Raw genomic sequence first — 19,013 nt, forward strand, 5'->3', positions numbered from 1 at the left:
ACGGGTGGGTGCACGCGAGTGACCGGGAACGTCAGGCGTCGTCGCCCGCGTCACCGTCCTTGCCGAGGCGGGCCTCGACCGCCTGCGGCTCGTACATCTCCTCGACGACACGCAGGTACAGCTCGTTCGGGTTGGGCAGGTGCTTGACCTCACGTAGCGCCTGGTCCTGGCCCGCCGACTCCAGCACGAAGGTGCCGTAGTTGAGCACGCGGCCGAGGGGGGACTGGGTGTATTTCATGTCGGTCACCCGCAGCAGTGGCATCATGGCCACCTTTCGGGTGACCATGCCGTTGACGACCATCACCCGCTTGTTGGTGAGGATGAAGCGGTCGAAATACCAGTCGAAGACCCGCCAGGCCACCCACGCGATCACGCCGAGCCAGAGCAGGACCGCGGCCGTCACCAGGCCGTCGATCTGCTGCCGGGTGAGGAAACCGGCCAGGTATCCGAGCAGGAGCGTGCCGCCGGCGCCGACCAGTAGCGGTGTGGTCAGGTGGATCCAGTGCCGCTTCCACTCGCCGCGGTAGCGCTCGGTGGGGAACAGGTACTTGGCGACCAGGGTGGTGGGCTCGTCCTCCAGTGGCAGCACCCGGCGCGGACCCGAGCTGCCGCCGAGCCCTTCGAGCTCCTCCGCGGTGAAGACCGGGGATTCATACTCGTCGGGGTACTCCTCCGGGCGCGACGACCCGTAACCGGCGCTGGGCGAGTAGCCTGCGTCGGGCGAGTAGCCGGGACCGTCCGAATAGGCGGCGTCGGGGTTGTACTCCGGGCCGGAGTTGAAGGCGGGATCGTTGTACCCGAACGTCTCATCGTCGTCCTGCGGACGACGGGCACCCTCGTCGTCGGGCTGACGCGGCTCACCAGGACCCATCTGGCAATGCTATGCGACGAGGTTGGTGAAGAACGTCCCGAAGCCCTCAGCAATGTCGCCGATCGTGCTGCCCAGCGATGCGAACACCGCGGCGGCCGAGTTCGGATTGAAGGCGATAAAGAAGATCAAGAATGCGATGCCAAGCCAGGTGAGAACCTTCTTGATCATGGCCTGCCTTCTTCTCCTCCGGTGCGGGTGACGGTCAGCGCCGCGACAGTACCGACGGTATCAGCTTGGTCGCTCCGTGTGAACAATGTGGCCGAATCGCCAACTCCGTTCCCGCAGGTCACGCTTTCCCGTGCAGGTACGGCGACGGCGCTCCGTACACAAGCTCGGGCGGCACCCCATCGGACAGATCGTGCAGGACGACATGCTCGGCAAGGAAGTAGCCCGCGCTTGCCGGCCACGCTACCGCATAGAGCCACATTCCTTTCGCCTCACTCACGTAGGCGCTTCTGTCCTCCGGGGACTTGACGCACCACAGTGGAGTGGGATGCCCGCCCGCCTTGACCTTGGCGTGCGGGCCCTGCGGCCCCGAGTCGGCCAGCGCCTCGCTGATGAGGTGGCCGGGATCGATGCCGGGAATGCCGGCGAAGCGGGTGCCGAGCCCGACGCCGGGTTGCTCCGCGATGAGCACGAGATCGGCGGGTCCACCGCCGAGCGGGTCGGGTCCGCTGCAGGCGAGCGCGGTCGCGCGCACTCCGCTGCGGTCATCCCCGGCCCAGCCGACGCCGGTGACCATCCAGCCGGCCGGGAGCGGCCAGGGACACCACAGCGGAATGCGGGCGACCGGAGGCGCCATCCGGCGCAGGACGCTCTCCAGGATCTCGGCGCCGATGTGCTGGGCGACGTGAAACGGCGGGACCTCGCCACAGTTGTCGCAGCGCCAGTCGCTGTGCATCAGGTCCGGCGGCCGGACATGCGCACCGCATCGGGGGCAACTCACTGTGACACCCACCCCCCTACCGTGCGGGCAGTGCGGGCCGCCGTCAAGCGAATCGGCAGAACCTGGTGGCGGCGTGCGGATTCGCCCCGTCCGGGCCGGTTCGGCGGAGTCCGGTCACTTCGGGGTCACTCGGGTCAGTCCGGGGTCAGTCGGGTCACCTCGGGGTCAGCCGGGTCGGTCCGGGCCCACTCGGATCACCACGGCGGCACCCGGTCCGAGCCGGTCACCGCACGGCGGCCTTCGATGCCCCGGCCTTCGCCAGCCCCCGCGCCCGCCGCGACCAGCCGAGCCGCTTCAGCGGGCGCCGTATGAACGGCGGGCACCATCCGCCGGGCGAGGCCGGCGCCGCGCCGCACGACCCTGCCGCACGACGCCGTGGCCGAGGGCCGCGCGGTGGCGTCACTCCGGTGGCGGGCCCGCATGCGCGCGGATCCATGCGTGCATCGCGATGCCGCTGGCGACTCCCGCGTTGATCGACCGGGTCGAACCGTACTGGGCGATGGAGAAGACCTGGTCACACGACATCCGGGCGGCGCCGGACAGGCCCGGACCCTCCTGACCGAACAGGAGCACGCAGCGCCGGGGCAGGGTCACGGTCTCCATCGGCCGGGAGCCGGGCAGGTTGTCGATGCCGACGATCGGCAGCCCCTCGGCCCGGGCCCAGGCCACGAAGTCCTCGGTCGTGGGGTGGTGCCGGACGTGCTGGTACCGGTCCGTGACCATGGCGCCACGGCGGTTCCACCGGCGTAGACCCACGATGTGCACCTCGGCTGCGAGGAACGCGTTGGCGTTGCGGACGACCGTGCCGATGTTGAGGTCGTGCTGCCAGTTCTCGATGGCGACATGAAACTCGTGGCGGCGCAGGTCGAGATCGGCCACGACCGCCTCGCGGCGCCAGTACCGGTAGCGGTCGACCACGTTGCGCCGGTCACCGGTCGCGAGAAGCTCGGAATCGTACTGCTCGCCGTCCGGCCAGGGGCCGGGCCACGGGCCCACCCCGATCTCGGCGTCGTCCTCGGTCATGGGCGATCAGGCTACGACGCCCCGGCGACGATGCGTCGCATCCGCACGCCTTTCTCCCGAGCATCTGGAGGCGGACGCAATGAGCGGCGGGGCCCTCCCCGGCACCCGCCGCCCACGCTCTGTTGCGAAAAAGTTTGCCTTACCGTGTGTATCGATGTGAAGAGCACTCACGCGTGACTCAAGTCACACTTAACTTTGTTTACAGTTACCCTCCGCGCAGGTCAGGTTGCGTATATAGCAGGATTGTGTCGGAAGGACGACACTCCGGGACGTCACCGGATCGGGTCGACGTCCTACAAAAGGTTGAAACAATCGAGAGCGCTCTCCCTACCGTGCGTGAAACCCGCTGGCAACGCCGGTCGAGATGCCGTGCCGAAGCCCACGGCATACGACCCTTCCCGCAGGGAATTGCCGAGGTGAACGATGGGTTTCACCGCACGTACGACACTTCCCATGGACGGAGAGATCATGGCGACCGTTAACTTGACGGCAGCGAACTTCGACGAGGTCACCGGCAAGGACGGCATCGTTCTGGTCGACTTCTGGGCCAGCTGGTGCGGGCCGTGTGTGCGCTTCGCGCCCACGTACGAGCGCTCGTCGGAGAAGCACAGCGAGATCACCTTCGGCAAAGTGGACACCGAGGCCGAGCAGGCGCTCGCCGCGAAGTTCGACATCCGCTCCATTCCGACGATCATGGCGATCCGGGATGGCGTGATCGTCTTCTCGCAGGCCGGTGCGCTTCCGGAGTCCGCGCTGGAGTCCCTGATCGACCAGGTCGAGAAGCTGGACATGGACGACGTCCGCAATCAGCTCGCGACGCACCAGCACTGACGCCGTCGCAGCACCACGAGTCGCAGCACCACGAGTCGCAGCACCACGAGTCGCAGCACGATGAAGGCCCGGCACGCGCCGGGCCTTCATCGTCTCCGCTGAACCCGGCGCGGTGGATGGACAATCCAGTCGAACATATGTTCGAATTCAGCTATGCGCTGGTCCCATCTCGAGGCTCAGGCGAGCACCGCGCCCGACCCTGCTGCGCCCGACCCTGCCGCGCCCGACCCTGCTGCGCGCGACACGGCAGCATCCGCCCACGGTGCACCCGGTTCGGCAGCGCCGGTCGCGCCACCCCTGCCGCTGGCGCTGCCCGGGGCGGGCGTCCGCACGTTCGACACACCGTCCTTCAGCGGATTGACCTTCTACGAGATCCGGGCCAAGTCGATCATCAACCGGGTCCCGGCTGCATCGCGCCTGCCGTTCCAGTGGACGATCAACCCGTATCGGGGATGCTCGCACGCCTGCACGTACTGCCTGGGCGGGGACACGCCGATCCTGCTGGCCGACGGCTCCACCCGCCCGCTGGCCCAGGTGCGGGCCGGCGACGCCGTACTCGGCACGACGGGCGCCGGTGCCCACCGCCGGTATGTCGCCACCACCGTCCTCGCGCACTGGTCGACGGTGCGGCCCGCGTTCCGGGTCACCCTGGCCGACGGGACCCGGCTGGTGTCCGGCGGTGAGCATCGGTTTCTGACCGACCGCGGCTGGCGCCACGTCAGCCCGGCGCGTCCCGGCTGCCCGGCCCTGGCCGTGGGCGACCGGATGGCCGGGGTCGGCCGCTTCGCGGATCCCCCCAAGGAGTCCCCCGACCACCGGGCGGGTTTCGTGTGCGGGCTGGTGCGCGGCGACACCGCGACCGGGCCCGCCGCCACTGGTCCCGAGGGCCTCGCTGCCGCCGCCTGGGCGCGGGCCGACGCATACCTGGAGGGTGTCGAGCTGCACGAGGCGCTGCGCTGGCCCGAGCACCCGACCGGTGACTGGCACCGCGGCTTCCTGGCGGGCGCGTTCGGCGCCATCGGCCACGCGCACCGGCTGGCGGTCACGTTCATCAGTCACGACGAGGCGTTTCTGCGCCGGGTCACGGCCGCGCTGACTCATCTGGGCCTGCCCAGCCGCCGCGCGCCCGGCGTCCGCAGTGGTCCGTCCACGATCGAGCTCAGCCGTGACCTCTGGTCCGCGCTGCGATTCCGCCATGCCACCGGGACCGACGCTGCCCCGCTGGACGCGTCCGGGGTCGGCGTGCGGACCGACGCCCCGCTCACGGTCGTGGACATCGAGGACCTCGGGCTCACCCTGCCGCTGTACGACCTCACCACCGGTACGGGGGATTTCATCGCGGACGGCGTGGTCAGCCACAACTGCTTCGCCCGCAAGACACACAGCTACCTGGACCTCGACCCCGGCCGCGACTTCGACACCAGGATCGTGGTCAAGGTGAACGCCGGGGAGCTGGTCCGCCGGGAGCTGGGCGCCGCGGGGTGGCGGGGCGCACCCATCGCCATGGGCACCAACGTGGACGTCTACCAGCGCGCCGAGGGCAGGTACCGCCTGATGCCGCCGATCCTCACCGCGCTGCGGGACTTCGCCAACCCCTTCTCGATTCTCACCAAGGGGACCCTCATCCTGCGCGACCTGGAGTTGCTCAAGCAGGCCGCCGAGGTCGCCCCGGTCGGCCTGTCCTTCTCGATCGGCTTCGTCGACGAGCGGGCCTGGCGTTCCGTCGAGCCGGGCACGCCCAGCCCGCAGCGCCGGCTGGACGCGGTACGCACCCTCACCGACGCGGGCTTCGCGGTCGGCGTACTGATGGCTCCGATCCTGCCCGGTCTCACCGACACGGACGAGTCGATCGAGCAGACGGTGGCGGCGATCGCCGCGGCCGGCGCGGTCAGCGTGACACCGCTTGCCCTGCACCTGCGCCCCGGCGCCCGGGAGTGGTATGCGGCCTGGCTCGCCCGCGAGCATCCGCGACTCGTGCCGCGCTACCGCGAGCTGTACCGGGCCGGGGCCTACCTGCCCCAGGCGACCCAGGCGGACATCGCCGCCCGGGTCCGGCTGGCCGCCCGCCGCCACGGACTGCACCGCCGCGACCCGGCCGAGACCCGCCGGGTATATGGCCAGGACGGGACCCGGCCGCCGGGCCAGGACGGGACCCGGCCGCCGGGCGAGGACGGCACCCGGCCGCCGGGCGAGGCCCCATCGGGCACGGCGGGGACCGGCTCGCCGCCGCGCGGCAGCCGGGACGTGCAACGGGCGCCACAGGTGGGGATGGAACAGCTCACCCTGCTCTGATCCGTCGATAGAGTCGGACCATGCGCAGTGCACGGCAGATCCTGGCCGACGCGAAGGTGATCGCGGTCGTGGGCGCCTCACGGGACCCCGCGAAGCCGGCCCACTCGGTGCCGCTGCACATGCTCCGGCACGGCTGGCACGTCATTCCGGTGAACCCGTTCGTCGACGAGGTGTTCGGGCAGCGGGCCTACCGGACGCTGGCGGACATCCGGGAGTCTGTCGACCTCGTCGACATCTTCCGCCCAGCCGCCGACGCGGTCGAGATCGTTCGGCAGGCGATCTCCATCAAGATCCCGGCGGTGTGGTTGCAGAGTGGCATCGTCTCCGCCGAAGCCCGCCGGATCGCCACCGATGCCGGCGTCGACTACGTCGAGGACCGCTGCGTCATGGTCGAACGCGCCGCCGCGGGTCTCACCCGCCTGGCCTGAACGGCTCACCAGGCGACCGACGCCCGGCGCGGATGTCGCCGACTTCGACTCGACTAGTACGGTGCCGGTTACACAAGGAGGACCCTGACATGACTTATCCGCCGCCCGGCGGCACGCCGGATCCATATCAGCCGCAGCAGCCCTACGAGCAGCCGAACCCCTACGCCACGGACCCGTACGCGGCTCCGGCCAGCGGTGCGCCGGCCAGCGGCCAGCCGTACCTTCCGCCGACCAGCGGCCAGCCGTACCCACCGCAGGCGTACGGGCAGCAACCACCCTACGGACAGCAGCCCTACGGCGGGCAGCAGTACGCGCAGCCCTACGCGGCTGCCCCCGCCACCAACACCATGGCGATCCTGGCTCTGGTCTTCGCGTTCGTCTTCTCCCCCGCGGCGATCGTCATGGGCCACGTGGCGAAGAAGCAGATCCGGCAGACCGGTGAGGGCGGGGAGGGCCTGGCGACGGCTGGGCTGTGGCTCGGCTACATCTTCACCGGCCTCTACGCGCTGTTCTGCGTCGGCTGGATCGTGCTGGTCATCGCCGCTGCGTCGTCCAGCGGCACCACGTACTGAGCGGTTCATCCGGTCGGCCGGGCAGCCCCCGGCCGACCGGGCCGGTCAGCGGAACTCGGCCTCGCGGACGCTGTTGCCACCGTCCACCACGAGCATCTGGCCCGTGATGTACGACGCGGCCGGCGAGCACAGGAACGCGATCGCCGCGGCCACCTCGTCCGGCGTGCCGGGACGGCCGATCGGGGTGCCGAGCCCCTGCTTGATCTCGGTGACCGTGGATGCCGCCGTGTAGATCGTCCCCGGGGCGACGCAGTTGACGTTCACGCCGTCCGCGACGAGTTCCATGGCCAGGGCCCGGGTGAGGCCGAGGACCCCGGCCTTCGCGGCGGCGTAGGCGGCTTCCGTGGGCAGGGCGTTGATCGGCCCGGCCGTGGCGGCCAAGTTGACGATCCGGCCCCAGCCCCGCTCGCACATGCTGCCCACGAACGCCCGGCTGCACAGGAACGCGGTGCTCAGGTTCCGGTCGATCTCGGCGCGCCACTCGTCGTACGTCAGTTGGGCCACCGGGCGCAGCACCTCGGGGCTGGTCCGGCTCGCCAGGCCCGCGTTGTTGACCAGCACCTCGATGTCGCCGAGCTGATCGGCGACCGCGTCGGCCAGCGCACCCACCTCGGCCTCGTCGGTGAGGTCCGCGACGAAGCCGGTGACCCCGAGCTCCGTGGCGCGGTCGTGGATCCGCCGGGTGGTGGACACGATCGCCACCCGGGCGCCGAGGTCGCGCAGCCGCCGGGCGGTCGCGTACCCGATGCCGTCCGGGCTGCCCGCGCCGGTGACCAGGGCGACCTTGCCGTCAAGCCGCAACGTCACCGGGGCTTCATCGGGCGCAGTGTCCGGCTCGTCCGCGGCCGGGCGTTCCGCGGCGAGGTCCGCGTCGGTGTCGGCGGCGGACGCCGAAGCGCGGGGGCGGCGACCGGCCGCGGGTCGTGTGGCGTCCTTCCGCGACCGGCTGCCGCTGACCGAACGTGCGTCATAGACCATGCGGCGATCCTGCCCGGTTGCGCTTTCAGGGGCAAACATCGACGTCACCGTGGCGCGCCAGAAGTGACGCCCCATCACACCGGTCACCCTGAGTGGTCACAGGGGTCGTTATCCAGCCTCGAGGGCCGATCTCCCTGCCCCGGGGCAGGGAGATCGCGGTCGACGGTCAGCGGGGCGACGGGTCGGCGACGTCGGCCAGCGAGGCGTTCGCGTCCCGGGTGTCGCGGCGCAGGCCCGCGCCGAGCACCACCACCGCGACGCCGGCCAGCAGCAGGACGATGCCGGGCAGAGCTTCGGCACGGGGCACCTGGCCGAGCCAGGCCCAGGCGAGCAGCGCTGCGCCGGGGACCTCCAGGAGGATCAGTACGCTGACCGTGGTGGCCGAGGTGCGCTGCAGCGCGTAGTTGAACATCGAGTGCCCGAGCAGCTGGGCACCCACCACCAGGGCGAGGATCGCGGCCCAGGTGCCGGGGTTGTACCCGGCCAGCGGGAGGCGAGCTGCCAGGCAGAGCACGAGCAGCAGCCCGGCGCAGGTGCCGTAGCAGATCCAGGTGTAGGTCGTGGTGGTCAGCCGGGTCCGGGCCCGCTCCCCCAGCGCCGTGTACACCGCCGCAAACAGGCCACCGAGCAGGGCCAGCACGTCCGCGACCACGGCCCGGCCGGACACGCCGACGTCGGCGCCGGTCGCCCAGGCAGCGCCCGCCACGGCCAGCCCGATGCCGCACCAGCCCGCCGCGGTGGGGCGCCGGCCCTGGGCGGCCGCGATCAGGCCCTGCCAGACCGGCTGGGTGGCCACCAGGGCGGTGGCGGTAGCCACGGTGCCGAGCTGGACGCTCGGCATCCAGGTGGCGAAGTGGGCGGCGAGCGCGAGACCGGCCAGCAGGCAGAACACGCCGTCGCGGCGGCGTGTGCCGCGAAGCACGTCGCGCAGCTCGGCGCGGCGCGGGCCACAAGCGATCGGGGTCAATGCGAGGGCGGCCAGGCCGTTGCGCCAGAATGCCACAGCCAGCGCGGGCGCCAGCGCGAATTTGATCAGCGGCGCAGACGAGGAGACCGCCAGCACCGCCACGGCGAGCGCGCCGACCGTGGGCAGGGTCGATGGATGGCGTGAGGACGACATGGTCTAATCCCGCCGCTGACATGATCTGGACTGCCGCGTCACAATTTGTGGACCTCCATTGAGCGCAGAGTGAATCGGTGGCTACGCTCACCGACGGTTCCGGCCCCTGTTCGTTCTCTCGATGTAACTCTTTCGATGCCCGGAGGCTGATCGGCATGCCCGCATACGGTGCGGTCGTGTTTGACTTCTTCGGTACGCTGACCCGCTCCATCCGGCGCGGGCCACAGCATGCCGCCATCGCCCGGTTCCTCGGCTGTGACCCCGACGTCGTCGTCGGCGTACTCGATCGGTCGTTCCGCGCCCGGGCCCGGGGACTCTTCGGATCCGCCGAGGCCACCCTAGGGTGGGTCATCGAGCAGGCGGGTGGCCACCCCTGCCCCGGCCAGCTGGCGGCCGCCATGCCGGCCCGGATCAACGCGTTGCGGGCCGACACCCGGCTGCGCGCTGACGCGGTGAGCGCTCTCACCGCCCTGCGCCGCCGTGGCCTCGCCACCGCCCTGGTCAGCGATTGCACCCACGAGCTGCCCGCCTTCCTGCCCGCCCTGCCCGTGGCCGGTCTGCTCGACGCCCAGGTCTTCTCGGTGGAGCTGGGTGTCTGCAAGCCCGACCCGCGGATCTACCTGGCCGCCTGCGACCGCCTCGGCGTCGCACCCCAGGACTGCCTGTACGTGGGTGACGGCGGCAGCCGCGAACTGACCGGCGCCGAGGCGGTCGGCATGACCGCGGTCCGGCTGGCCGCCCCCGACCTGGCCGACCACCTCGTCTTCGACCAGGACGACGGCTTCACCGGCGCGACCGTCTCCTCGCTGACCGAGATCGTGCACCTGGTCGACCGCCGCCCCGCTCTGGTCTGAGCCCCGCCTGCCCCTGGTCGGCCAGGCCGAGCCGGTCGCCCGGCCAGGGCAGTCCTGGTTGATCCGGTGCGGAGCTGTCGTCAGAACTCGGCGCAAGCCGGCGCGGCAGGCGGCTGTGCGGGGTGACAGGATGACCACGTGACAGCTGCGCTCGTGGAGGAGGCCGTCAAGAAGGCGGCCGTGGCCTGGATCAGTGTCGGGGACGGCCCGGCCCGCGCCCTGTGGTGCCTGCCGCTGGACGGGGCGCTGATCGTGGTGTGTGGCCCCACCGAACAGTCGGCACCGGAGCTGGCGGACGCGACCCGCGCCACCGTACGGCTGCGCGGCGACACCGGTGGCCTGATCGTGATCTGGGAGGCGGCCGCCGCCCGGATCGCCCCCGGCTCGGACGACTGGGCGACGGTCGCGCCGCAGCTGGCCGCCAAGCGGCTCAACGCCTCGGGTACGGCCGAGGAGCTGGTCGCGCGCTGGGAACGCGAGGGCTGCGCGATCGTCCGGCTCACCCCGGCCGGGGAGCAGCCGGTCGCCGCACCCGCCCTGCCGGACGGCGCAGCGGCCGCGCCGCCGAGGGAGACCCCCGCCCGGGTCGCGGTTCGCCGCCCGTTCCGGCTGCACCGGGTCCGCCGCCGCTAGCCACACGGCATCCACCGAGTTCCAGGCCAGGGCCACCGCGGGGCGCCCGGGCCGGGCGCCCGGCGGGGTCAGCCCCGGAACGGCGGGACGGCGATCTCGCCTCGGGCCACGGGCACCACGTGCCCGGCGACCGTGGCCCGGGTCGCGACGCCCCCGGACGCCGTGACCGTGCACGCCAGCAGCGACGGCCGACGCATCTCGATCCCCTGGTGCACGGTGTACGCCGCAGTGCCGTCCCCCGGCAGCCACCCCGACGCGACCAGCCACACGCCGAGCCCCAGCGCCGCCGACCCGGTGGCCGGATCCTCCGGCACGGACACCCCAGGGCAGAAGACCCGGGCGTACGCCGACTGCTGCGGCTCGTCCCAGGCGAACACGCTGATCTGGGACACCTTGAGCCGGTCCGCGGCGGCCTGATCCACCCGCGCGCGGGCGAGGGCGTCTCGGCGTACCGGAAGGAAGACGAACTCCAGACCGCACCCGGCGGTACGCGGTGCCGCAGGTCCGGCCAGGTCGGCGGCGGTGAGCCCGGCCATGGCCAGCAACGGCGCCGGATCCATCGGAGCGCCCAGGGTCGGGGTACCGCCGGTCAGCGTCGCCGACCCGTCCTCGGTGACCTCGATGGGCAGCGACCCCGCCCCGCACTCCTGCACGAGGACGCCGGGCCCGGCCAGGCCCCGGCGTACGGAGGTCACTGCGGCACCCACGCTGGGGTGACCGGCGAACGGCAGCTCAGACTCGGGGGTGAAGATGCGGGCCCGGTAACTGCCGCCGGACTCGGCCGGCAGCACGAACACCGTCTCGGAGAGGTTGAACTCGCGGGCCAGCGCCTGCATCTGGTCACCCGCGAGGGCGTCGGCTCCGAAGACGACCGCCAACGGGTTCCCCGCGAACGGACGATCGGTGAATACGTCCACGATCTCGTACACCACGGTAGACATGTCCCGACGCTAACCTAGGCTGAACCCGTGACCATGGGGCCGAGGGTGTATCTCGCGCGGTTGGCCGCGCTGCCCGTGTTCGATCCCAACGGCGACCGCGTGGGCCGGGTCCGCGACGCCGTGGTCCGCCTGCGCACGACGAACCGCCCGCCGCAGGTCGTCGGCCTGGTCGCCGAGATGGCCCTGCGCCGGCGGATCTTCCTGCCGATCGGCCGGGTGACCTCGATGGACGCCGAGGCGGTCGTGCTCGGCACCGGCACGCTGAACCTGCGCCGGTTCGAGAAACGGCAGAACGAGCTGCTGGTCCTCGGCGACCTGCTGGACCGCCGGGTGACCGTGCTGCCCGAGGACCGGGCGGGCACCGGCCAGTCCGGCACCGTCGTGGACCTCGCCATGGAGCTGAACCGCAACAACGAGTGGCTGATCACCCGGGTCGCGGTCCGCGAGCACACCGGGCGGCTCGCGCGCCGCGGCCACGTCTACCAGACCGAGTACGACCGGGTACGCGGCCTCATCGGCCCGACGGACGCCCAGGGCACCTCGAACCTGCTGGCCCTGCTGGAGCAGATGCGCCCCGCGGACATGGCCAACGCGCTGCAGGATCTCTCCGACGCGCGGCGCAACGAGGTCGCGGCCGCGCTGAGCGACCGCACCCTGGCCGACGTGCTGGAGGAGCTGCCGGAGCACGACCAGGTGGAGATCCTCGCCCGGCTGGACCGGGAACGCGCCGCCGACGTCCTCGAACGTATGGACCCCGACGACGCAGCGGACCTGCTGGCCGAGCTGCCCAAGGCGGAGCAGGTGGTGCTGCTCGACCTGATGGAGCCCGAGGAGGCCGCCCCGGTCCGGCAGCTGATGAGCTACCGGCCCGGCACGGCGGGCAGCGTGATGACCTCCGAGCCGGTGATCCTCACCCCGGACGCGACCGTGGCCGAGGCGCTGGCCCGCATCCGCAATCCCGAGCTGTCGCCGGTGGTCGCCGCGCAGGTGTTCGTGGCCCGCGCCCCGTCGGCCACCCCGACCGGCAAATACCTGGGCATGGTGCATTTCCAGCGGCTGTTGCGGGAGCCGCCGGCCACCCTGCTCGGCGGCATCGTGGACAACGACCTCGACCCGCTGCCGCCGCAGGCCACCCTGCCGGAGATCACCAAGCGGATGGCGACGTACGACCTGGTCGCCTGGCCGGTGGTGGATCCGGCGCACCGATTGCTGGGCGCGGTGACGGTCGACGACGTGCTCGACCACTCGCTGCCGCGGGACTGGCGGGACCGCGACGCACCGGACGACGAGCATGCGCCCGGTGAGGCAGCGGTGATCCTGCCGAGGCTCAGCGATGAGTGAGCCTCGGCGCGACCGGCTGGACCAGCCGGTCGAGCCGGGCCGGGTGCGCCTGCCCCGCTTCGACCCGGAAGCGTTCGGGCGCTGGTCGGAGAGCATCGCCCGGTACATGGGTACGGCGAAGTTCATCGTCTACATGACGGTGGTCATCGGGGCCTGGTTCGCCTGGAACACCCTGGCCCCGAAGACCCTGCGGTTCGACCCGTACACGTTCACGTTCCTGACGCTGGTGCTGTCCCTCCAGGCGTCGTACGCGGCGCCGCTGATCCTGCTGGCCCAGAACCGCCAGGCCGACCGGGACCGCCTGGCGATGGAGGAGGACCGGCGCCGCGCGGCCATGCAGAAGGCCGACACGGAGTACCTGACCCGGGAGATCGCCGCCCTGCGGATCGCCTTGGGCGAGGTGGCCACCCGCGACTTCGTCCGGTCGGAACTGGCCCGCCTGGCCGACGAGCTGGACGAGGCGGCGGCCCGCCGGGCGAAGCTGGACCGGCGCGACCAGGACGCGTGACCGGACGCACCGGGGCCACGACGGCAGGCCCGGCGCACCCGGCAGGCCATGCCCGACAAGCATCACAACGACTGGGCGGATACGCGGAGCTGACCGCGCAGTAACATCGTCGCCATGCCCGTACCGCCCGCTGCAGCGACCCTCGAGGAGGCCATTCAGGCCGCCCTCGCCACCGTCGACGACCCCGAGATCCGCCGGCCGATCACCGAGCTCGGCATGGTCAAGGGCTTCACCGTCACCGACGAGCGGGTACGGGTCGAGCTGCTGCTCACCGTCGCCGGATGCCCGCTGCGCGACAAGCTCAACGCGGACATCACCGCGGCGCTGACCCGGATCCCGGGCATCGCCACGGTCGAGATCGACTTCGGGGTGATGACCGCCGAGCAGCGCCAGCAGTTGCAGGCCACCCTGCGCGGCGGTGGCGCCGCGGCCGCAGAACCGGTGATCCCGTTCGCCCAGCCCGGCTCCCGGACCAGGGTTTACGCGGTCGCCTCCGGCAAGGGCGGGGTGGGCAAGTCCAGCGTGACGGTGAACCTGGCCGCCGCCCTGGCCAAGCGCGGCCTGTCGGTCGGCGTGATCGACGCGGACATCTACGGCCACTCGGTGCCCCGGATGCTGGGCGTGGACGGCAAGCCCACCCGGGTCGAGGACATGATCATGCCGCCGCAGTCGCACGGCGTGAAGGTCATCTCGATCGGCATGTTCACCGCCGGCAACGCGGCCGTGGTGTGGCGCGGCCCGATGCTGCACCGGGCGCTGCAGCAGTTCCTGGCGGACGTCTACTGGGGCGACCTGGACGTGCTGCTGCTCGACCTGCCGCCGGGCACCGGCGACGTGGCGATCTCCCTGGCGCAGCTGCTGCCCAACGCGGAGATCCTCGTGGTGACGACCCCGCAGGCCGCGGCTGCCGAGGTGGCCGAGCGGGCCGGGGCGATCGCGCTGCAGACCCACCAGCGGCTGGTCGGCGTGGTGGAGAACATGTCGTGGCTGGAACTTCCCGACGGCTCCCGGATGGAGGTGTTCGGGGCGGGCGGCGGCGCCACGGTCGCCGAGTCGCTGACCCGTACGGTGGGCGCCTCAGTGCCCCTGCTCGGCCAGATCCCGCTCGACACCCGGGTCCGCGAGGCCGGTGACGCGGGCGCCCCGATCGTGGTGGCCGACCCGGCCGCCCCGGCCGCCCAGGCCCTCGACGCGATCGCGGAACGCCTGGCCGTACGCCGGGAGTCCCTGGTCGGCAAGCCGCTGGGCCTGATGGTCAACGCCCGCCGGGGCTGATCCTCACCGCCTGATCGGCGTTCCGGCGACCGCTCAGGTGGCGTCGACGTCGAAGCGGTCGGCGACCGGGTGGGACTGCTCCGGTGCTGCGGTCGGGCTCGGCTCCGGAGTGCTGCGCCACGACTTCAGGTCGGTGGCTTCGCCGAGGTCGCCCTTCACGCCGTTGAGGCCGCTCTTGACGCCGTTCAGATCGCTCTTGACGCCGTTCAGGTCGCCCTTGACGTCGTCGAAGAGGCCCTGCAGCGGCTTGCGCAGCGCCGCCTCCTCGTCCTCGCTGAGCAGGTGCTTGCGGATGAACGCCTTCGGGTGCAGGTCCTGCAGCTGAATGTCCGTGCCCAGCTCACGGCTCAGGTCGCTGGTCGCGTTCTGGGCCATCGACCGCAGGCCGCGCAGCATCCGCAAGCCATCCCCGATGACCTTGGGCAGCTTCTCACCGAAGATCAGCAGGGCGAGCATGAGCAGGGCGAGAATCTCCCACCAGTTCAGGTTCTCGAACACGGCCCGACCTCCCCTGCCTTCCCAGCCCTTGCTGAATCGCCGACCAAGCGTACGCACATCTGCTCAGTTGGCGTCCTCGGCCAGGGTGACCGAGGCCTTCTGGGTCTTGGCGCCGCGCCGGTACTCGACCGCCACGGTGGCGCCCGGATCGTACTTGCGGACCAGCGCGATCAGGTCCGTGCCGTCTTCGATGACGTGGCCGTCGAGCCGGGTGAGCACGTCATTGGCCTTGAGACCCGCCGCGGCGGCGGGGCCGGACGGCTCCACGGCACGCAGCCGTGCACCACCGGAGCCCACCAGGCCACCGGTCGCGGCCACCTCGGCGCCGATCACCGTACGGCGGGCCTTGCCCGTGTCGATGATGTCCTTGGCCACCCGGCGCACCTGGTTGATCGGGATGGCGAAGGCGAGCCCGATGTTGCCCGCCTCGGTCTCCGTGCCGCCCACGGAGCGGATCACGGAGTTCATCCCGATCACCCGACCGCCCGCGTCGACCAGCGGGCCGCCGGAGTTGCCCTGGTTGACCGCCGCATCGGTCTGAATGGCCGCGTAGTACCGGGTGGTGCCGCCCGGCTCCCCGGCCTGGATCGTGCGGTCCAGGGCGCTGACGATGCCATCGGTCACGGTGTTCGTCAGACCGAGCGGGGCACCGAAGGCCAGCACCCGGTCGCCGACCGCGATCCCCTCGGAGTTGCCGAAGGCGACCGCGGTGAGCCGCGACCGATTGACCTTGATGACCGCGATGTCCGACTCCGGGTCCCGCCCGACCACCTTGGCCGACGCGGTGGTGCCGTCGCTGAACGCCACGGACATGGTCTTGTCCGCGCCCTCCACGACGTGATCGTTGGTGATCACGTACCCGTCGGTGGTCGCGACGAAGCCCGAGCCGATCGCGCCGGTCACCCGGACGGTCACCACGCTGGGCATCACCTTCATCACCACCCCGGCCTGGGAGTCGGGGGCGCGCTGCACCGCCGACGGGGCGAGCGGGGGCGGCGCGGCGCCGAGCGTCGTACCGGCGCCGATGCCGTTGCGGACCGCGAACGCGTAGGCCAGGGCGCCGCCCAGGGTGCCCGCCAACAGGGCCGTGATCAGGCAGATCAGCAGGACCGGGGCGTACGAGCGGCGGGGCGCGTCGGGGTCGGTGACCGGCTCGGGCGGCGGTCCGCTGCTGATGGGCGCGCCGGGAACCACCACGGCCGCGGGCGCGCGCGGGTCGCGCCACGGGTCCGCGAGCGCGTCGGACCACCAGGGCGAGCCCGCCGCGGACGGCCCGGAGGGCGGCGTCGGCGGTGGAGGCTGGCGCCAGTTCCAGCCGTCGGTCACGTCGATGCCTCCACTCATCCCGGATCCCCTCCCAGGATGACACGGATCGGTGGCAGCGAACCGCCGGTCCAGGGCCCGGGTACTCCATCCATCGAAGTCCCGATGCGCGCCGGACGGGCACCGATCTACTCTCATACCCGATGTGCGCCGGTTATCCAACGCCCATCCCCCTTTATGCCGGAGGTCGTCATCGTCACCGCAGCCCCCCGGCCGTTCGGCTCGCCGACGGCACAGTCACTCAGCTTCGCCGAGGCGTACGCCACCGAGGATCTGGTCCTGCAGACCGCTCGGGGTCTGGCGCACGAACTCGGCATCCCCTGCGTCACCCCCGGCTCCGGCGCGATCCTGCGGCTGCTGGCCGCGGCCGGGCACGCCAAGGCGGTGGTCGAGATCGGTACGGGCACCGGGGTCAGCGGCGTCTGGCTGCTGCGCGGCATGCGGCCGGGCGCGGTGCTGACCACGATCGACGTGGAGAGCGAGCACCAGCGCATCGCCCGGCGCATCTTCGCCGAGGCGGGCTTCGCGGCGTCGCGTACCCGGATCATCGCGGGCCGGGGGCTGGACGTGCTCCCCCGGCTGGCCGACGGGGTCTACGACCTGGTGTTCGCGGACGCGGACGCCGCCGAGTTCGGCGCGTGCGCGGAGGCGGCGCTGCGGCTGCTGCGCCCGGGCGGGGTGCTGGTGATCAACGGCGCCCTGGCGGGTGGCCGGATCGGCGACCCGGCCGCCCGCGACGTCGACACCGTGACGATCCGGGAGACCGTCAAGGCGGTCCGCGAGGCCGAGGAGTGGATCCCCGCGCTGATCCCGAGCGGGTCGGGCCTCCTGGCCGCGGTCAAGCGCTGAGCCAGCGCAGCGCACGCCAGCGCAGCGGTCAAGCGCTGAGCCAGCGCAGCAGCATCCGGGCGCCCCAGCCGGTGGCTCCCTTGCTGAGCTCGCCGTCCGCGGCGGCGGCCCAGCTGGGTGCGCTCATGTCCAGGTGGGCCCACTGGCCGACCCGGTCGCCGAGGAACTCCCGCAGGTACATCGCCGCCATCACGGACCCGCCGCCCTGCGTCGGAGCGCTGTACCGGTCCGCGATGTCGCTGCGCAGGTACTCGGCGTAGTCGTCGGGCAGCGGCATGCGCCACATCCGCTCCCCGGTGGCCTGCCCGGCCGCGAACAGGGCCCCGGCCAGCGCATCGTCGTGGCTGTACAGGGCGGCGGTCCGCGCGCCGAGGGCGACCGCGTTGGCCCCGGTCAGGGTGGCCAGGTCGACGACCACGTCGGGGTCGAGGCGGGCCACGGCGTACCCGAGGGCGTCGGCCAGCACGAGCCGCCCCTCGGCGTCGGTGTTGGTGCTCTCGCTGGTCGTACCGTCGTAGTGGGTGATGACGTCCCCGGGCCGGTACGCGGACCCGCTGACCGCGTTCTCGGCCAGCGGCACGAGCGTGCTCACCTTGACCGGCAGGCGCAGGTCGGCGGCGCCGAGGGTGGCCGCGACGACCGCCGCCGCGCCGCCCATGTCCTTGCGCATGAGCTGCATCGCGTTGACCGGCTTGATCGAGATCCCGCCGGTGTCGAACGTGATGCCCTTGCCGACCAGCACGACGTGCCGGGTGGCCTCCGGCGGCGCCCAGCACAGCTCGACCAGGCGGGGCGGGTTGGCCGAGCCACCACCCACCGCCAGCAGGCCGCCGAAGCCCTCGGCGGCCAGCCGGTCGGGCTCCCACACGGTGGCGGAAAGGCCCGGGCGGCGTCCGGCCTCGGACAGCACCTGCGCGGCGAACCAGGCCGGGTTCTTCAGCGAGGACGGCGCGTTGGTGAGGTCGCGGGCCAGCCAGGCGGCGCGCGCCCCGGCCCGGGCGGCGTCGAGGGCGTCCGCGTACCGGTCGGGGTGGTCCGTGACCAGCTCGACCTCGGCGGTGCGGGGCGGCTTCACCCCGTCGGTGTAGCGGTAGCCGCCCAGCCAGAGCCCTTCGGCGAGGCCCTGGACCGCATCCGGGGACGTCCCGGCGGGCACCACGACCGCAAGCGGTTCGTCGTCCTGCGCGGCGCGGGCCGCGGCGGCACCGGCCGCGCGCCAGCCGCCCTCGTCGGCAGCGCCGACGCCCACGGCCAGCACTTTGGCCGGGGTACGCAGGGGGCGCGGCAGGGTCTGCACGGCGCCGGCACGCCCGGGCTGCTCAGCGGTGCGGCACAGCTCGGCCACCTCGGCGGCCAGCTCGGCCACGTCGGCGGCCAGGTCGGCCGGATCATCATCGAACGGACCGGCGCTGCCGACCGGAAACACGCGGGTACGGGCGCCGGGTTGCGGGACCAGACGGATCGGGAACACTGACGGATGACCTTTCCGTATGACGTGGAAAGCCCGCCGGTACGGCGGGTACCGTACCGGCGGGCCCTGCGTGAAACGTCAGCCGGCGATCGCCTTCAACGCGTCACCCAGCGCGTTGGCCTCGTCCGGAGTCATCTCAACGACGAGACGGCCACCACCTTCCAGCGGGACGCGCATGACAATGCCACGCCCCTCCTTGGTGACCTCCAGCGGACCATCGCCCGTCCGCGGCTTCATCGCCGCCATCTTGTCTCCCCTC

Annotated in this window: 20 protein-coding genes and 1 pseudogene; 10 read left to right on the forward strand and 11 right to left on the reverse strand. The window is 72.1% G+C overall.

Translation table 11 applies throughout. The annotated features are described in order from the left end of the window. Positions 1-31: 31 nt before the first annotated feature. The 4 genes from ACMCNO_RS31690 to ACMCNO_RS31705 all read right to left on the reverse strand — a co-directional run bounded on the left by ACMCNO_RS31690 (position 32) and on the right by ACMCNO_RS31705 (position 2,840). Complete coding sequence (locus ACMCNO_RS31690; RefSeq protein WP_412753094.1) at positions 32-871, reverse strand: PH domain-containing protein; 840 nt, start codon at positions 869-871, stop codon at positions 32-34. 9 nt (positions 872-880) lie between these two features. After that, positions 881-1,039: a hypothetical protein gene (locus ACMCNO_RS31695; protein WP_165449439.1), complete on the reverse strand. Its 159-nt coding sequence runs from the start codon at positions 1,037-1,039 to the stop codon at positions 881-883. A gap of 118 nt (positions 1,040-1,157) precedes the next feature. Continuing rightward, positions 1,158-1,817 carry a DUF6758 family protein gene (locus tag ACMCNO_RS31700; protein WP_412753095.1) on the reverse strand — a complete coding sequence of 220 codons (660 nt, stop codon included), beginning with the start codon at positions 1,815-1,817 and terminating at the stop codon, positions 1,158-1,160. Positions 1,818-2,216: 399 nt separating this feature from the next. Continuing rightward, complete coding sequence (locus ACMCNO_RS31705; RefSeq protein ID WP_412753096.1) at positions 2,217-2,840, reverse strand: TrmH family RNA methyltransferase; 624 nt, start codon at positions 2,838-2,840, stop codon at positions 2,217-2,219. Positions 2,841-3,308: 468 nt separating this feature from the next. On the opposite strand from ACMCNO_RS31705, the gene trxA reads away from it, so the two are divergent. From trxA to ACMCNO_RS31725, 4 genes and pseudogenes are all read left to right on the forward strand, one after another. Further along, the gene (gene trxA, locus ACMCNO_RS31710) at positions 3,309-3,671 is read left to right on the forward strand and encodes a thioredoxin (RefSeq protein WP_412753097.1); all 363 of its coding nucleotides are present in this window, start codon (positions 3,309-3,311) and stop codon (positions 3,669-3,671) included. Positions 3,672-3,824: 153 nt separating this feature from the next. Beyond that, positions 3,825-5,816: pseudogene (locus tag ACMCNO_RS31715) on the forward strand (intein-containing Rv2578c family radical SAM protein); the annotation flags it as partial. Between the two features lie 167 nt (positions 5,817-5,983). Then, positions 5,984-6,391: a CoA-binding protein gene (locus tag ACMCNO_RS31720; RefSeq protein WP_412753098.1), complete on the forward strand. Its 408-nt coding sequence runs from the start codon at positions 5,984-5,986 to the stop codon at positions 6,389-6,391. 89 nt (positions 6,392-6,480) lie between these two features. Next, positions 6,481-6,963 (forward strand): DUF4190 domain-containing protein, encoded by a 483-nt coding sequence (locus ACMCNO_RS31725; RefSeq protein ID WP_412753099.1) that lies wholly within the window; start codon positions 6,481-6,483, stop codon positions 6,961-6,963. Positions 6,964-7,008: 45 nt separating this feature from the next. On the opposite strand, the gene ACMCNO_RS31730 is transcribed toward ACMCNO_RS31725, so the two are convergent. Both ACMCNO_RS31730 and ACMCNO_RS31735 read right to left on the reverse strand, forming a co-directional pair. After that, a complete protein-coding gene (locus ACMCNO_RS31730; protein WP_412753100.1) occupies positions 7,009-7,941 on the reverse strand; it encodes an SDR family NAD(P)-dependent oxidoreductase in 933 nt (310 codons plus the stop codon). A gap of 166 nt (positions 7,942-8,107) precedes the next feature. Further along, positions 8,108-9,061, reverse strand: coding sequence for a DMT family transporter (locus ACMCNO_RS31735; protein WP_412753101.1), 954 nt, complete (start codon positions 9,059-9,061; stop codon positions 8,108-8,110). A gap of 155 nt (positions 9,062-9,216) precedes the next feature. Between ACMCNO_RS31735 and ACMCNO_RS31740 the strand changes: the two genes are divergently transcribed. Both ACMCNO_RS31740 and ACMCNO_RS31745 read left to right on the forward strand, forming a co-directional pair. Continuing rightward, entirely contained in the window at positions 9,217-9,915 is a 699-nt protein-coding gene (locus ACMCNO_RS31740) for an HAD family hydrolase (RefSeq protein WP_412753102.1), read from the forward strand. 138 nt (positions 9,916-10,053) lie between these two features. Next, the gene (locus ACMCNO_RS31745) at positions 10,054-10,548 is read left to right on the forward strand and encodes a hypothetical protein (RefSeq protein WP_412753103.1); all 495 of its coding nucleotides are present in this window, start codon (positions 10,054-10,056) and stop codon (positions 10,546-10,548) included. Between the two features lie 68 nt (positions 10,549-10,616). Here ACMCNO_RS31745 and ACMCNO_RS31750 read toward each other — a convergent pair whose 3' ends face one another. After that, positions 10,617-11,489, reverse strand: a complete 873-nt coding sequence (locus ACMCNO_RS31750; RefSeq protein ID WP_412753104.1) for a PhzF family phenazine biosynthesis protein — start codon at positions 11,487-11,489, stop codon at positions 10,617-10,619. A gap of 27 nt (positions 11,490-11,516) precedes the next feature. Here ACMCNO_RS31750 and ACMCNO_RS31755 point away from each other — a divergent pair, with 27 nt between their 5' ends. The 3 genes from ACMCNO_RS31755 to ACMCNO_RS31765 all read left to right on the forward strand — a co-directional run bounded on the left by ACMCNO_RS31755 (position 11,517) and on the right by ACMCNO_RS31765 (position 14,613). Continuing rightward, the gene (locus ACMCNO_RS31755; protein WP_412753105.1) at positions 11,517-12,830 is read left to right on the forward strand and encodes a magnesium transporter MgtE N-terminal domain-containing protein; all 1,314 of its coding nucleotides are present in this window, start codon (positions 11,517-11,519) and stop codon (positions 12,828-12,830) included. Further along, positions 12,823-13,338, forward strand: a complete 516-nt coding sequence (locus tag ACMCNO_RS31760) for a DUF1003 domain-containing protein (RefSeq protein WP_412753106.1) — start codon at positions 12,823-12,825, stop codon at positions 13,336-13,338. Before ACMCNO_RS31755 ends, ACMCNO_RS31760 begins: the two co-directional genes overlap by 8 nt. Before the next feature lie 114 nt (positions 13,339-13,452). Next, positions 13,453-14,613 (forward strand): Mrp/NBP35 family ATP-binding protein, encoded by a 1,161-nt coding sequence (locus ACMCNO_RS31765; RefSeq protein WP_412753107.1) that lies wholly within the window; start codon positions 13,453-13,455, stop codon positions 14,611-14,613. Between the two features lie 33 nt (positions 14,614-14,646). On the opposite strand, the gene ACMCNO_RS31770 is transcribed toward ACMCNO_RS31765, so the two are convergent. Together ACMCNO_RS31770 and ACMCNO_RS31775 are read right to left on the reverse strand one after the other, a co-directional pair. Next, positions 14,647-15,111, reverse strand: coding sequence for a preprotein translocase subunit TatB (locus ACMCNO_RS31770; protein WP_412753108.1), 465 nt, complete (start codon positions 15,109-15,111; stop codon positions 14,647-14,649). 63 nt (positions 15,112-15,174) lie between these two features. Beyond that, positions 15,175-16,437, reverse strand: coding sequence for a S1C family serine protease (locus ACMCNO_RS31775; protein ID WP_412753874.1), 1,263 nt, complete (start codon positions 16,435-16,437; stop codon positions 15,175-15,177). A 174-nt stretch (positions 16,438-16,611) separates the two neighbouring features. Between ACMCNO_RS31775 and ACMCNO_RS31780 the strand changes: the two genes are divergently transcribed. Then, positions 16,612-17,283 carry an O-methyltransferase gene (locus ACMCNO_RS31780; protein ID WP_412753109.1) on the forward strand — a complete coding sequence of 224 codons (672 nt, stop codon included), beginning with the start codon at positions 16,612-16,614 and terminating at the stop codon, positions 17,281-17,283. A 28-nt stretch (positions 17,284-17,311) separates the two neighbouring features. Here ACMCNO_RS31780 and ACMCNO_RS31785 read toward each other — a convergent pair whose 3' ends face one another. Both ACMCNO_RS31785 and ACMCNO_RS31790 read right to left on the reverse strand, forming a co-directional pair. Beyond that, positions 17,312-18,754, reverse strand: a complete 1,443-nt coding sequence (locus ACMCNO_RS31785) for a leucyl aminopeptidase family protein (RefSeq protein ID WP_412753110.1) — start codon at positions 18,752-18,754, stop codon at positions 17,312-17,314. 78 nt (positions 18,755-18,832) lie between these two features. Then, the gene (locus ACMCNO_RS31790) at positions 18,833-19,000 is read right to left on the reverse strand and encodes a DUF3117 domain-containing protein (RefSeq protein WP_015625691.1); all 168 of its coding nucleotides are present in this window, start codon (positions 18,998-19,000) and stop codon (positions 18,833-18,835) included. Positions 19,001-19,013 lie beyond the last annotated feature (13 nt).

The organism is Krasilnikovia sp. M28-CT-15 (assembly GCF_047159595.1).
In the GTDB taxonomy this organism is placed as follows: domain Bacteria; phylum Actinomycetota; class Actinomycetes; order Mycobacteriales; family Micromonosporaceae; genus Actinoplanes.

What these genes read in the sequence shown, in the direction of transcription:
- ACMCNO_RS31690 (WP_412753094.1), bottom strand. Translation starts at nt 871, where the DNA reads ATGGGTCCTGGTGAGCCGCGTCAGCCCGACGACGAGGGTGCCCGTCGT.
- ACMCNO_RS31695 (WP_165449439.1), bottom strand. Translation starts at nt 1,039, where the DNA reads ATGATCAAGAAGGTTCTCACCTGGCTTGGCATCGCATTCTTGATCTTC.
- ACMCNO_RS31705 (WP_412753096.1), bottom strand. Translation starts at nt 2,840, where the DNA reads ATGACCGAGGACGACGCCGAGATCGGGGTGGGCCCGTGGCCCGGCCCC.
- trxA (WP_412753097.1), top strand. Translation starts at nt 3,309, where the DNA reads ATGGCGACCGTTAACTTGACGGCAGCGAACTTCGACGAGGTCACCGGC.
- ACMCNO_RS31720 (WP_412753098.1), top strand. Translation starts at nt 5,984, where the DNA reads ATGCGCAGTGCACGGCAGATCCTGGCCGACGCGAAGGTGATCGCGGTC.
- ACMCNO_RS31725 (WP_412753099.1), top strand. Translation starts at nt 6,481, where the DNA reads ATGACTTATCCGCCGCCCGGCGGCACGCCGGATCCATATCAGCCGCAG.
- ACMCNO_RS31730 (WP_412753100.1), bottom strand. Translation starts at nt 7,941, where the DNA reads ATGGTCTATGACGCACGTTCGGTCAGCGGCAGCCGGTCGCGGAAGGAC.
- ACMCNO_RS31735 (WP_412753101.1), bottom strand. Translation starts at nt 9,061, where the DNA reads ATGTCGTCCTCACGCCATCCATCGACCCTGCCCACGGTCGGCGCGCTC.
- ACMCNO_RS31740 (WP_412753102.1), top strand. Translation starts at nt 9,217, where the DNA reads ATGCCCGCATACGGTGCGGTCGTGTTTGACTTCTTCGGTACGCTGACC.
- ACMCNO_RS31750 (WP_412753104.1), bottom strand. Translation starts at nt 11,489, where the DNA reads ATGTCTACCGTGGTGTACGAGATCGTGGACGTATTCACCGATCGTCCG.
- ACMCNO_RS31760 (WP_412753106.1), top strand. Translation starts at nt 12,823, where the DNA reads ATGAGTGAGCCTCGGCGCGACCGGCTGGACCAGCCGGTCGAGCCGGGC.
- ACMCNO_RS31765 (WP_412753107.1), top strand. Translation starts at nt 13,453, where the DNA reads ATGCCCGTACCGCCCGCTGCAGCGACCCTCGAGGAGGCCATTCAGGCC.
- ACMCNO_RS31780 (WP_412753109.1), top strand. Translation starts at nt 16,612, where the DNA reads ATGCCGGAGGTCGTCATCGTCACCGCAGCCCCCCGGCCGTTCGGCTCG.
- ACMCNO_RS31790 (WP_015625691.1), bottom strand. Translation starts at nt 19,000, where the DNA reads ATGGCGGCGATGAAGCCGCGGACGGGCGATGGTCCGCTGGAGGTCACC.